The organism is Paracoccus sp. NBH48, from assembly GCF_015390265.1.
In the GTDB taxonomy this organism is placed as follows: domain Bacteria; phylum Pseudomonadota; class Alphaproteobacteria; order Rhodobacterales; family Rhodobacteraceae; genus Paracoccus; species Paracoccus marcusii.
In genome coordinates, this window is the sequence record NZ_VUOJ01000004.1 from 557,615 (window position 1) to 568,915 (window position 11,301).

The 11,301-nt window shown below is 69.6% G+C and carries 12 protein-coding genes; 7 read left to right on the forward strand and 5 right to left on the reverse strand.

Annotated elements, in window-relative coordinates; all coding sequences use genetic code 11:
• Window positions 1-22: 22 nt before the first annotated feature.
• From gpmI to F1642_RS09625, 4 genes are read left to right on the forward strand one after another with little or no spacing between them, the layout of a single operon-like run.
• Window positions 23-1,537: a 2,3-bisphosphoglycerate-independent phosphoglycerate mutase gene (gene gpmI / locus F1642_RS09610; RefSeq protein ID WP_194886105.1), complete on the forward strand. Its 1,515-nt coding sequence runs from the start codon at window positions 23-25 to the stop codon at window positions 1,535-1,537.
• Window positions 1,534-2,703, forward strand: a complete 1,170-nt coding sequence (locus tag F1642_RS09615; RefSeq protein ID WP_045982813.1) for a murein hydrolase activator EnvC — start codon at window positions 1,534-1,536, stop codon at window positions 2,701-2,703. Before gpmI ends, F1642_RS09615 begins: the two co-directional genes overlap by 4 nt.
• Window positions 2,704-2,719: 16 nt before the next feature.
• The gene (locus F1642_RS09620) at window positions 2,720-4,141 is read left to right on the forward strand and encodes a S41 family peptidase (RefSeq protein WP_127897689.1); all 1,422 of its coding nucleotides are present in this window, start codon (window positions 2,720-2,722) and stop codon (window positions 4,139-4,141) included.
• Window positions 4,142-4,145: 4 nt separating this feature from the next.
• Window positions 4,146-4,643 (forward strand): RNA pyrophosphohydrolase, encoded by a 498-nt coding sequence (locus F1642_RS09625; RefSeq protein WP_194886106.1) that lies wholly within the window; start codon window positions 4,146-4,148, stop codon window positions 4,641-4,643.
• Here F1642_RS09625 and bluB read toward each other — a convergent pair.
• The 4 genes from bluB to F1642_RS15810 all read right to left on the reverse strand — a co-directional run bounded on the left by bluB (window position 4,640) and on the right by F1642_RS15810 (window position 7,780).
• Window positions 4,640-5,314: a 5,6-dimethylbenzimidazole synthase gene (gene bluB / locus F1642_RS09630; RefSeq protein ID WP_194886107.1), complete on the reverse strand. Its 675-nt coding sequence runs from the start codon at window positions 5,312-5,314 to the stop codon at window positions 4,640-4,642. The two genes, F1642_RS09625 and bluB, sit on opposite strands and share 4 nt — an antisense overlap.
• Window positions 5,311-6,579, reverse strand: a complete 1,269-nt coding sequence (locus tag F1642_RS15100; protein WP_045982817.1) for a lytic murein transglycosylase — start codon at window positions 6,577-6,579, stop codon at window positions 5,311-5,313. The genes bluB and F1642_RS15100 overlap by 4 nt, the downstream gene beginning before the upstream one ends.
• 118 nt (window positions 6,580-6,697) lie before the next feature.
• Window positions 6,698-7,030 carry a hypothetical protein gene (locus F1642_RS15805; RefSeq protein WP_045982818.1) on the reverse strand — a complete coding sequence of 111 codons (333 nt, stop codon included), beginning with the start codon at window positions 7,028-7,030 and terminating at the stop codon, window positions 6,698-6,700.
• 3 nt (window positions 7,031-7,033) lie between these two features.
• The gene (locus F1642_RS15810; RefSeq protein WP_046000691.1) at window positions 7,034-7,780 is read right to left on the reverse strand and encodes a DUF421 domain-containing protein; all 747 of its coding nucleotides are present in this window, start codon (window positions 7,778-7,780) and stop codon (window positions 7,034-7,036) included.
• A gap of 113 nt (window positions 7,781-7,893) precedes the next feature.
• Between F1642_RS15810 and F1642_RS09645 the strand changes: the two genes are divergently transcribed.
• Both F1642_RS09645 and F1642_RS09650 read left to right on the forward strand, forming a co-directional pair.
• Window positions 7,894-8,364, forward strand: coding sequence for a YbaK/EbsC family protein (locus F1642_RS09645; protein WP_194886108.1), 471 nt, complete (start codon window positions 7,894-7,896; stop codon window positions 8,362-8,364).
• A gap of 51 nt (window positions 8,365-8,415) precedes the next feature.
• The gene (locus tag F1642_RS09650) at window positions 8,416-9,252 is read left to right on the forward strand and encodes an aldo/keto reductase (protein ID WP_194886109.1); all 837 of its coding nucleotides are present in this window, start codon (window positions 8,416-8,418) and stop codon (window positions 9,250-9,252) included.
• On the opposite strand, the gene F1642_RS09655 is transcribed toward F1642_RS09650, so the two are convergent.
• Window positions 9,240-10,034: an alpha/beta hydrolase gene (locus tag F1642_RS09655; protein WP_194886110.1), complete on the reverse strand. Its 795-nt coding sequence runs from the start codon at window positions 10,032-10,034 to the stop codon at window positions 9,240-9,242. The genes F1642_RS09650 and F1642_RS09655 overlap by 13 nt on opposite strands.
• 61 nt (window positions 10,035-10,095) lie before the next feature.
• On the opposite strand from F1642_RS09655, the gene kynU reads away from it, so the two are divergent.
• The gene (gene kynU / locus F1642_RS09660; RefSeq protein ID WP_194886111.1) at window positions 10,096-11,283 is read left to right on the forward strand and encodes a kynureninase; all 1,188 of its coding nucleotides are present in this window, start codon (window positions 10,096-10,098) and stop codon (window positions 11,281-11,283) included.
• Window positions 11,284-11,301: the final 18 nt, after the last annotated feature.

The window sequence follows — 11,301 nt, forward strand, 5'->3', positions numbered from 1 at the left end:
AGGGCAAAACCGCGAGGCTCCGATGACCAAACCCGTGATCCTGTGCATTCTGGACGGCTGGGGCCAGTCCACCCGACCCGAACAAAGCGCCCCGGACCGGGCGGCGACCCCGAATTTCGACCGTCTGATGCGCGACTGTCCCCATGCAACGCTGGTGACCCACGGTCCCGACGTGGGCCTGCCGCGCGGCCAGATGGGCAATTCCGAGGTGGGTCACACGAATATCGGCGCCGGACGCGTGGTCGCGATGGATCTGGGCGCGATCGATCTGGCGATCGAGGATGGCAGCTTCGGCCGCAACGCGCCGCTGCTGGCGTTCATCGACCGGCTGAAGGCCACGGGCGGGACGGCGCATCTGCTGGGCGTCGTCTCGGATGGCGGTGTTCACGGTCATATCGTCCATGTGCTGGCCGCGGCCCGCGCGGTGGCGCAGGCAGGCGTGCCGGTGGTGATCCACGCGATCACCGACGGCCGCGACGTGGCCCCCGATTCGGCACCGGGCTTCCTGGCCACGCTGCAGGATGGGCTGCCCGCAGGGGCGCGGATCGGAACGGTGATCGGTCGCTATTACGCACTGGATCGTGACAGCCGCTGGGACCGGGTGCAGCGCGCGTTCGACGCCGTCGTCGCCGGACAGGGAGAGGCCGCGCCGGACGCCGCATCCGCCATCGCCACGGCCCATGCGCGCGGCGAGATGGACGAGTTCGTGCCGCCCTTCGTCATCGGTGGCTATGCGGGTGCGCGGGATGGGGACGGGGTCTTTTGCCTGAATTTCCGCGCCGACCGCGCGCGTGAAATCCTGTCTGCCTTGGGCGATCCCGTCTTCGACGGCTTTGACGCCGCCGCACGCCCGGCCTGGGCCGCGATGCTGGGCATGGTCGATTATTCGACCCGCCACGACAGCTTCATGCAGGCGGCCTTTCCCAAGCGGCAGGTGCAGAACACCCTGGGGGCCTGGGTCGCGGCCAAAGGCCTGCGCCAGTTCCGCCTGGCCGAGACCGAGAAATACCCCCACGTGACCTTCTTCCTGAACGGCGGCAAGGAAACGCCCGAACCGGGCGAGGATCGCCACATGCCGCAAAGCCCCAAGGTCGCCACCTATGACCTGGCGCCCGAGATGGCGTCCGTCGAGGTCACCGACAAGCTGGTCCAGGTGATCGGTCAGGGCTACGATCTGATCGTGGTGAACTATGCCAACCCCGACATGGTCGGCCATACCGGCGACCTGGACGCGGCCGCCCGCGCCTGCGAGGCGGTGGATCGCGGCCTGGGCCGTATGCTGGCCGCGCTGGACGCGGTCGGGGGGGCGGCGGTGATCTGCGCCGATCACGGCAATTGCGAACAGATGATCGACCCGGTGACAGGCGGGCCGCATACCGCGCACACGCTGAACCCCGTCCCGGTCATTGTCTATGGCGCGCCGGGCGTCACGGGGCTGCGCGACGGGCGCCTGGCCGATCTGGCGCCGACTGTCCTGGCGCTGATGGGGCTGGACCAGCCTGCCGACATGACCGGGGAAAGCCTGATCGTCCGATGAGAACCCGCCTTGCCCTGGCGCTCTGCGCCGCCCTTGCCGGTCCGGCCCTTGCGCAGACCACCCCCGCCAACCAGGCGGTCGCGGATGCCGAGGCCGCCGCGGCGCTGCTGCGCGCGGCCATCGGCCAGCTGGCCGAGGCGGTCAGCGCCGACGACCAGGTGGTGGCCCTGACCGAGGTCATTCGCGGATACGAGCTGGGCCTGGCCGCCCTGCGCGGCGGCCTGCGCCAGGCCAGCGGCCGCGAGGCCGAGCTGCGCGACCGGTTCGAGGCGCAGCGCGACCAGCTGGCGCGCGTCCTGGGCGCGATGACCGCGCTGCAGCAAAGCCCCGAATCGACGATGCTGCTGCATCCGGCGGGAGCGCTGGCCAATGCGCGGTCCGGGATGATCCTGTCGGGCGTCACCCCCGGCCTGCGGGCCGAGGCCGAGGCCCTGCAGGCCGATCTGGACGAGATCGCCACCGTCCGCCAGCTGCAGTCGAACGCCGCCGGCATGCTGGGCAGCGGCCTGGACAGCGTCCAGGAGGCCCGCCGCCTGCTGGCCAGCGCCGTGACCGACCGCAGCTCGATGCCCGCGCGATATGCCGAGGACCCCGAGGAGCTGCAGGCTCTGCGCGCGGCCGCGCAGAGCCTGGACGATTTTGCGACCGGCATCGCGCGGATGGAAAAGGACGTGGGCGCGCCCATGGACGATTTCGAGGGCGCGCGCGGCAGCCTGGCCCTGCCGGTGGTGGGGACCGTGCTGCGCCCCTATCGGGAGCCGGACGCGGCGGGGGTCAGCCGACCGGGCTGGGTGATCGCCACCGCCCCCGCGGCGCTGGTGCAGACGCCTTGGCCTGCGACGATCCGCTATCGGGGGCCGTTCCTGGATTACGGCAATGTGATGATCGTCGAGCCCGCGCGCGGCTATCTAATGATCTTCGCAGGCCTGTCCCAGGTCTTCGGAGAAGTGGGCGACGTCTTGAAGGCGGGCGATCCGGTGGGCTTGATGGGGGGCGCGGAAGCCCCCGCCCAGGAGTTCGGATCGCAATTCGTCGCCGATGCCGCCCAGGGCGCCGAGGCCGGACGCAGCGAGACGCTGTATCTGGAACTGCGCCAGGGCAATGAAACGCTGGACCCCGCCGACTGGTTCGTGCTGAATCCCGTCGTCGACCCGCAACAGGACTGAGGCAGGAAAGACCGCCATGAGACATTATCTGATCGCAGGCCTGGGGGGCGTTCTGGCCGGAGCCCTGGCCACCACCCAGATCGCCGGTCCGCTGCTGGCGCAGGAGACGGCCGAGGGGAATGCCTCGGTCTATCAGCAGCTGGAGCTGTTCGGGAACATCTTCGAGCGCATCCGCACCGACTATGTCGAGGCACCCGAGGACAAGGAGCTGATCGAAGCGGCCATCAACGGCATGCTGACCTCACTTGACCCGCATTCCAGCTTCCTGTCGGCCGACGATTATTCCGACATGCAGACCCAGACCCGCGGCAGCTTTGGCGGCCTGGGGATCGAGGTCAGCCAGGAGGAGGGCCTGGTCAAGGTCGTGGCCCCCATCGACGACACGCCCGCCGCGAATGCGGGCATCCAGCCGGGCGACTTCATCACCCACGTGAACGGCGAATCGCTGCTGGGCCTGCCTTTGGACGACGCGGTCGAGATGATGCGCGGCCCGATCGGGTCCGAGATCACCATCACCGTCCTGCGCGAGGGCGAGAGCGAGCCGTTCGACCTGACCATGTCGCGCGACACGATCAAGCTGACCGTGGTGCGCAGCCGCGTCGAGGGCCATGCGGTCGTGCTGCGTGTGTCCACCTTCAACGACGAGACCTATGACACGCTGCAGGCGGAACTAAAGAAGGCCGTCGAGGAAGCCGGCGGCATCGACCGGGTCACCGGTTTCGTGCTGGACCTGCGCAACAATCCCGGCGGCCTGCTGAACCAGGCGATCAGCGTCAGCGACGCCTTTCTGGACGCCGGAGAGATCGTCAGCACCCGCGGCCGCAACCCGGACGAAAGCGAACGCTGGAACGCCGAGGCGGGCGATCTGGCCGAGGGCAAGCCGATGGTCGTGCTGATCAACGGCGGTTCGGCTAGCGCGTCGGAAATCGTCGCGGGCGCCTTGCAGGACCACCGCCGCGCCATCGTCGTGGGCGAGAAGTCCTTTGGCAAGGGTTCGGTCCAGACGGTCATGCCGGTGACCGCCGACAGCGCCATCCGCCTGACCACGGCGCGGTACTTCACCCCGTCGGGCCGGTCGATCCAGGCCCTGGGCGTGCAGCCCGACATCCTGGTCGCCCAGCCCGCCCCGGCCCCCGAGGTCGAGGAGGAGGAAGCCCGCAGCAACAGCGACTTCAGCCGGTCCGAGGCCGACCTGCGCGGTGCCTTGGGCAACGATGTCAGCGACGAGATGCGCAAGCAGATGGAGGAGGAGGCCGCCGAGGTCGAGGCCACCGCCGCGCTGCGCGAGGAGGACTATCAGCTGGCCTATGCGGTCGACGTGCTGAAGGGTCTGGCCGCGGTGAACTTCCGCGCCGACCAGGTGCCTGCCGCGGAGACGCCTGCGGTCACCGGCGAAGGCGCGGGCGAGGGGGCCGAGGCCGCCCCGGACCAGGGTTGATCCGATGGACGGACGCGTGGGGCCGGGCGGCCTGCCGTACCGGCCCTGCGCCGGCGTGGTGCTGATCGACGACCGGGGCCTGGTCTTTGCCGGGCGCCGGATCGATCGCAGCCCCGACCAGCCGCCTGCGTGGCAGATGCCCCAGGGCGGCATCGACGAGGGGGAGACCCCGCGCGAGGCCGCGCTGCGCGAGCTGACCGAGGAGACGGGCATCGACCCGTCGCTGGTCGAGGTGCTGGACGAGACGCCCGACTGGGTCTTCTACGACCTGCCGCCCGAGATGGTCGGCCGGATCTGGAAGGGCCGTTATGGCGGGCAGTGCCAAAAATGGCTGGCGCTGCGGTTCCTGGGCCAGGACACCGACATCCGCATCGATACCGCCCACCCCGAGTTCGACCAGTGGCGGTGGATGCGGGCCGAGGACGTGCTGGACAGCATCGTGCCCTTCAAGCGCGCGGTCTATGCCGAGGTGCTGGGCGCGTTCCGGGCCCATCTGGCCTAGGGCGCAGGCCAGCGATCCTCCAGGATCAGGTCGTCCAGCGGCAGGCGCGCCGCCCAGCCCCGGCTTTGCAGTTCGGGCTGGCGGTACAGTTCGGTGACATGGCCGATGCACAGATAGGCCACCGGCACGACATGGTCGGGCAGGTGCAGCAGACCGCGAAGGTCGTCAGGCCGGAAGATGCTGACCCAGCCCACCCCAATGCCTTCGGCCCGTGCGGCCAGCCACAGGTTCTGCACCGCGCAGGCGGTGGAATACAGATCGGTCGCGGGGTCATGGGTGCGGCCCAGCACATGCGCGCCGCCCCGTGTCCGGTCGCAGGTGATGCACAGGTTGACCGGCGCCTGCAGGATCCCCTCCAGCTTTAGCGACGAATAGAGCGCCTTGCGGTCGGGAAAGCGGTCGGCGGCCTCGGCATTGGCCGATGCGAAGGCGTCATGGATGCGTCCGCGCAGCGCCGCGTCGCGGATCAGGATGAAGTTCCAGGGCTGCGACAGCCCGACGGACGGCGCGTCATGCGCCGCCTGCAGCAGGCGGCGCAACGTGTCGGGATCGACCGGGTCGGGGCGGAACTGGCCCCGCACGTCGCGGCGTTCGCGGATCGCGCGATAGACCGCCGCGCGCTCCGCGTTCGAAAACGGCCCCGCCGGGGCAAGGCCGCAGGCATCGGTCACCGGCGCAGCTGGTCCAGTAGGATCGAGGTCGGATAGCCGTCCGGCGTCACGCCGATCGAGCGCTGGAAGGCCGAGACCGATTCCATCGTGGCCGATCCGAACAGGCCGTCGATCTCTCCCTGATAGAAGCCGCGCTGCGCCAGGCGCTGCTGGATCTCTTGGCGTTCGGCGGTGGACAGGGTGCGGTCCTGGCGCGGCCAGGCGCCCTGGATGCCCGGACGGCCCGCGATGCGTTCCGCAAGATAGGACACGCCCAGGGCGTAGTTGTCCGAGTTGTTGTAGCGCAGGATCGACCGGAAATTGTCGGTGATGAAGAACGCGGGCCCCCGCGCCCCCGCCGGCATGATGATCGAGCCGTTGCCCGCCGGCAGCCCGCCGCCCGACATTGTGCGCACGCCCTGTGCCGACCAGTCGCCGGCCGACCGCCGGGTGCCCTTGCCGATCAGGCCCATGTTGAAGTTCGCGGGCAGGCGGACCTCGGCGCCCCAAGTCGCGCCGCGCTGCCAGCCGCTGCGCGCCAGATAGGCTGCGGTCGAAGCCAGTGAATCGGTCGGGTCCTCGGACCAGATGTCGCGGCGGCCGTCGCCGTTGAAGTCGACCGCGTATTCCAGATAGGAGGTCGGCATGAACTGGGTATGCCCCATCGCGCCCGCCCAGCTGCCCAGCATGTGCTGGGGATCGGTGTCGCCCGCCTGAAGGATCTGCAGGGCGGCGATCAGCTGGTTCTGGAACATCTCTCCGCGGCGGCCGTCATAGGCCAGCGTCGCCAGCGACGGGATGATCTGCATCCTGCCGCGGTTGGCGCCGAAGTTCGATTCCATCCCCCAGACCGCCAGCACGATCTCGCGCGGGACGCCGTACTGCGCCTCGATCCGGGCCAGGACGGGCGACAGCTGCGCCAGCTTCTGGCGGCCGGTGGTGATGCGCACGTCCGATACGGCGCTGTCCAGGTACAGCCAGACGGGGCGCGAGAATTCGGCTTGGCGGCGGTCTAGGCGGATCACCTCGGGGTTGTAGCGGGCCAGCGCCATGGCGCGGTCATAGGTCGGGCCCGACACGCCCGACGACAGGGCGCGGGCGCGGAACTGCTGGACGAACCGCTGCAGGCCGGCCTCGTCGCCGGGATTGGCGGGCGGGATCGGGGTCACGGTCACATCGGCGGGCGCGCGGGGGCCGCCCGCGGCGGGCATGCGCGACATCGGCGATGCACAGGCGGCCAGCGCGCCGATCAGGGTGGTGGACAGAAGAATGCGGGAAAAGCTCATTATGGATCGCCTGTTTTGGACTGCCGAGGTTTCTTGGCCCGGATCTTGATGGCCCGGATTTGGTCTTCTGCGTGCAGTCTAGACGAACCACTCTCGCTTGGGTAGGGCGCGGGCGCGCTTAGTGCAGCAGCGATTCCGGGTCCGGCGCGGTCCCGAACCAAGGCGTCATCTGCGCGATGATGACCGAGTTTTCGGCCAGCGCCCGATCCATCAGCGCGCGTTCCGCCTCGTCGATCTCGTGGCCGTCGGCCAGACGCTCGTCCAGCGTGCCATAGCCGGTGACGTCCAGGGGGGCCATGTCGGCCTGCTTCAGGATCGCCACGGTCTCTCGCACGGCCTCGGGTTCGTCGTTGGCCGGGGCATAGCAGACCAGCCCCGCCCCGGTGGCGCCCTTGGGCAGACCGTCGCCCTTCCGCCTGCCCAGCTCGACGACCAGCGTGAAGACCTTCATGGCTTACTCCATCGGTTTTGCGCCGCCCTGGGCGCGTTCGGCCCCTTCGGGCCATTCGGGGGCCTGCCACATGCGGTTGCCGCATTCGGGGCAGGGCGCACGGGTGGCGATGATCTGCGCGCCCGCGGACGCGCCGCACATGGCACAACATGTCTGCCCGTCCATCGCAAGCGCCTTTGCGGGCGGGGGCGGGCCGTTCACCAGATGTTCGGGCGGCAGCAGCGACAGGCCGGGCTGCACCTGCGACCGGCGAAAGACGGACAGTCCGCCGCCCGCCTCCAGATAGGCGGCGCGCAGCTCTCCAAGGTTGCCGACGCCGGCCAGGCGCAACATCGCCTTGATCTCGGCCAGGCCCAGGTCGCGCTGCGATGCCGCCTCGGGCAGGATGCGCCCATCCAGGACCAGCGCCACGGGGCGGCCGTCGATGATGCGCTTGGCCCGGTCGAACCGCACGATCAGTCGGTCCAAGACCTTGTTCAGCCCGACGACCACGGTGATGACCGCCATCGCCGCCAGCAGCGGCACGTCGGGATAGAACATCGCGTCGCCCACGGCGGACCCCAGGGCGATGACCAGCAGGAACTCGACCATCGACAGCTGCGCCACGCCGCGCCCGCCGATCCAGCGGATCATCAGCAGCGCATAGACATAGACCAGCACGGTGCGGACCAGGATCTCGGCATAGAACAGGGGTGGATGCTCGCCCAGGAACATCCGGGCAAGATCGAAGGGGATGACCGGTTGGTCCATGAAAGGCCTTTCGCGGCAGGGAATGCTGCACAGCCTATAACCGTGCCCGAACCGAGGGGTTCCGCCGCCCGGTCCCGCCCGCTAGGGTCCGCGCAGCAGCAGGGGGGCATGCCATGAGCGACAGTCTGGAGCGGGTCCGCGCGGCCCTGGATGCGGCCGGCGTCGCGGTCGACATCCGCGAGATGCCGGGCAGCACCCGCACCGCCGCCGAGGCCGCGGACGCGGTCGGCTGCGCGCTGGACCAGATCGCCAAGTCGATCATCTTTCATGGCCAGGACAGCGGAGCGGTGCTGCTATTCCTGACCGCGGGCGGCAACAGGGTCGATCCCGACAAGGCCGCGACGCTGGCCGGAGAGCCGTTGGGTCGGGCCGATGCGGCGCTGGTGCGGGCGCGCACGGGGTTCGCCATCGGCGGCGTCGCGCCGGTGGGGCATCTGTCGCCGGTCAGAGCCTTCCTAGACCCGCGCCTGGCCGAATTCGCGCAGGTCTGGGCGGCGGCGGGCACCCCGCGGCACGTCTTTGCCATCGCGCCCGACCGGCTGCAGGCCGTGACCGCCGCACGGACCGGTGATTTTGTCGCATGACCCCGCGGCGGGTCCGGGGCGTTGGGACGCGACATCTGAAAGGAAGCCCCGATGACCCAACCCATGATGACCCTGAACGACGGCCGGACCATGCCCCAGCTGGGCACCGGCATCTGGCAGATCGAGGATGCGAAGACCCCCGAGGTCGTGGCCGAGGCGCTGCGCGTCGGATACCGGCTGATCGACGGTGCCGCCGCCTACAAGAACGAGGCCGGGATGGGCCGGGGCATCCGCGACAGCGACGTGGCCCGCGACCAGATCTTCGTCACGTCCAAGCTGTGGAACGACGCGCAGGGGCATGACGCCGCGCTGCGGGCCTTTGACGCGACGATGGAGCGGTCGGGGCTGGATTATCTGGACCTGTACCTGATCCACTGGCCGTTGCCGGCGATGGACGCCTATGTTGACAGCTGGAAGGCGCTGATCCGCCTGCGCGACGAAGGGCGCGTACGGTCCATCGGCGTCGCGAATTTCCACGAGCCGCATCTGCGTCGCCTGATCGACGAGACGGGCGTCGCGCCCGCGTTGAACCAGATCGAGCTGCACCCGTCGCTTACGCAGGAGCGCATGCGGGCGGTGAACAAGCAGCTTGGCATCGTCACGCAAAGCTGGACCCCCCTGGGCCGTGGCGACAGCTTCGACGCCCCCGCGATCCGCGATGCGGCGGCGCGCACGGGGCGGACGGTGGCGCAGGTGATTCTGCGCTGGCACATCCAGCACGGGCTGTCGGTCATTCCGAAATCGGAAAAGCCCGAACGCCTGGCCGAGAATTTCGACGTGCTGGACTTTACCCTGACGCCCGAGGAGATGTCGGCCATCGACGCGCTGGACCGCGGCCATCGCACCGGACCGGACCCGGACACGTTCGACTATCGTCAGCCGCTGTAACCCAGCAGGCGACGCATCAGGGGGCTGGCGGGGTCCGCAAGTCCCTCGATCACGTCGAAATGGTGGCGGCCGGGGTCGATGACGCATTCGGTCGCCGCGCCCAGCCCCGCCCAGGCATTCGCCAGCAGCCGGGCATGGCGGATGAATTCAGGCCTTTCGGCCCCCCCGACCCAAGTCGTGACCGGGATGCCCGTACGGGGTTCCAGCAGGGCGGGGCTTTCGGATGCGGCCTCGGCCGCGTCCAAGTGCAGGGTGTCGTTCATCGCCGTGCGCATCAGCGGGCGCAGGTCGGTCAGCGGAGAGATGGGGACGCAGGCGGTGACCCGCGCGGCAACCGTCTCGGACAGCACCCCCGGACAGATCATCCGCGCCGCCAGGTGCCCACCCGCCGAATGACCGGTCAGCGCGATGGGCCCTGCGATGCGACCCGCCGCTTCTGCGATCTGCTCCGCGACGATGCAGGTCATGTCGGCAATGCGCGCGTCCGGCGCCAAGGGATAGCCCGGCAGGACGCAGGCCCAACCCTCCGCCAGCGCACCGCCCGCCAGATGCGACCACAGCGTCGGGTCGAACCGCATCCAGTAGCCGCCATGGATGAACACCATCAGCCCGCGCGGGTCTCCCTCCGGCAGGAACAGATGCCCCCGGCCCAGATCCTGCGGCGGATTGGCCGTTCGGAAGGCCGCGGCGGCATCGGTCCAGCGGGGGACATAGGTGTCGGCATGCGGGATATGCGCGCCATTGGCATAGGCGTCGTCCCAGTCGGTGATCTGATAGAGCATGGTTCCCCCTCTTTCGGGCAGCCAATCGCGGCGCTATCGTCGCGTCAAGAGGGAGCCCATGATGACCGATTTCACCAAGACCCGCGCCGCGTTCCACCTGCCGGACGGCATGACCTATCTGGACGGCAATTCCCTGGGGCCGATGCCCCGCGCCGCCGCCGACCGGGTCGCGACCATGATGGCCGACGAATGGTCCCAGATGCTGATCACCGGCTGGAACAGGGCGGGCTGGTATGTCCAGCCGCGCAAGGTCGGCGACCGCATTGCCCGGCTGATCGGCGCGGGGGATGGCCAGGTGGTCATGGGCGATACGCTGTCCATCAAGGTGTTCCAGGCGCTGAGCGCGGCGCTGGCCCTGCGGCCCGACCGCCGGGTGATCCTGTCGGACAGCGGCAACTTTCCGTCGGACCTGTACGTGGCCGAGGGGGTCGCCCGCGCCCTGGGCGCAACCCTGCGCGTCGTCGCCCCTGAAGACGTCGAGGCGGCCATTGGCCCCGACCTGGCCGTGCTGATGCTGACCGAGGTCGATTACCGCACCGGCCGCCGTCACGACATGCCCGCCCTGACCGCCCGCGCGCATGACGCCGGCGCGCTGGCCATTTGGGATCTGGCCCATTCGGCGGGGGCGGTGGACGTGGATCTGCTGGGGGCAAATGCCGATTTCGCGGTGGGCTGCACCTATAAATACCTGAACGGCGGTCCGGGGGCGCCGGCCTTCATCTGGACCCATCCGCGCCACGCCGAACAGGCCGAGCCGATCCTGCAGGGCTGGATGGGCCATGCCGCGCCCTTTGCCTTCGACCAGGAATACCGCCCCGCGCCGGGGATCGAGCGGATGCGCGTGGGCACGCCCCCCGTCATCGCGCTGAGCGCGTTGGAGGCGTCGCTGGACATCTGGGACACGGTCGACATGGCCGCGCTGCGGGCGCGATCGATCGAACTGACCGAAGCGTTCATTGCGGGGGTCGAGGCGCAATGCCCAGACCTGGTCCTGAACAGCCCGCGCGACCCGGCGCGGCGCGGATCGCAGGTCGGGTTCCGCCATCCGCAGGGCTATGCGGTGATGCAGGCGCTGATCGCGGCGGGGGTGGTCGGCGACTTTCGCGCGCCCGACGTGCTGCGCTTTGGGTTCGCGCCGCTTTACAACGATCTGGACGACGTGTCGCAGGCGGTCGCGACTTTGGCGCGAATCCTGCGCGACGGCAGCTGGGACAGTGCGGAATTCCGTCGCAAGGCTGCGGTGACCTAGGGTAAGGGGGCTTTCCAA

Coding starts and splice junctions, on each gene's coding strand:
- gpmI (WP_194886105.1), top strand. CDS start 23: ATGACCAAACCCGTGATCCTGTGCATTCTGGACGGCTGGGGCCAGTCC.
- F1642_RS09615 (WP_045982813.1), top strand. CDS start 1,534: ATGAGAACCCGCCTTGCCCTGGCGCTCTGCGCCGCCCTTGCCGGTCCG.
- F1642_RS09620 (WP_127897689.1), top strand. CDS start 2,720: ATGAGACATTATCTGATCGCAGGCCTGGGGGGCGTTCTGGCCGGAGCC.
- F1642_RS09625 (WP_194886106.1), top strand. CDS start 4,146: ATGGACGGACGCGTGGGGCCGGGCGGCCTGCCGTACCGGCCCTGCGCC.
- F1642_RS15100 (WP_045982817.1), bottom strand. CDS start 6,579: ATGAGCTTTTCCCGCATTCTTCTGTCCACCACCCTGATCGGCGCGCTG.
- F1642_RS15805 (WP_045982818.1), bottom strand. CDS start 7,030: ATGAAGGTCTTCACGCTGGTCGTCGAGCTGGGCAGGCGGAAGGGCGAC.
- F1642_RS15810 (WP_046000691.1), bottom strand. CDS start 7,780: ATGGACCAACCGGTCATCCCCTTCGATCTTGCCCGGATGTTCCTGGGC.
- F1642_RS09645 (WP_194886108.1), top strand. CDS start 7,894: ATGAGCGACAGTCTGGAGCGGGTCCGCGCGGCCCTGGATGCGGCCGGC.
- F1642_RS09650 (WP_194886109.1), top strand. CDS start 8,416: ATGACCCAACCCATGATGACCCTGAACGACGGCCGGACCATGCCCCAG.
- F1642_RS09655 (WP_194886110.1), bottom strand. CDS start 10,034: ATGCTCTATCAGATCACCGACTGGGACGACGCCTATGCCAATGGCGCG.
- kynU (WP_194886111.1), top strand. CDS start 10,096: ATGACCGATTTCACCAAGACCCGCGCCGCGTTCCACCTGCCGGACGGC.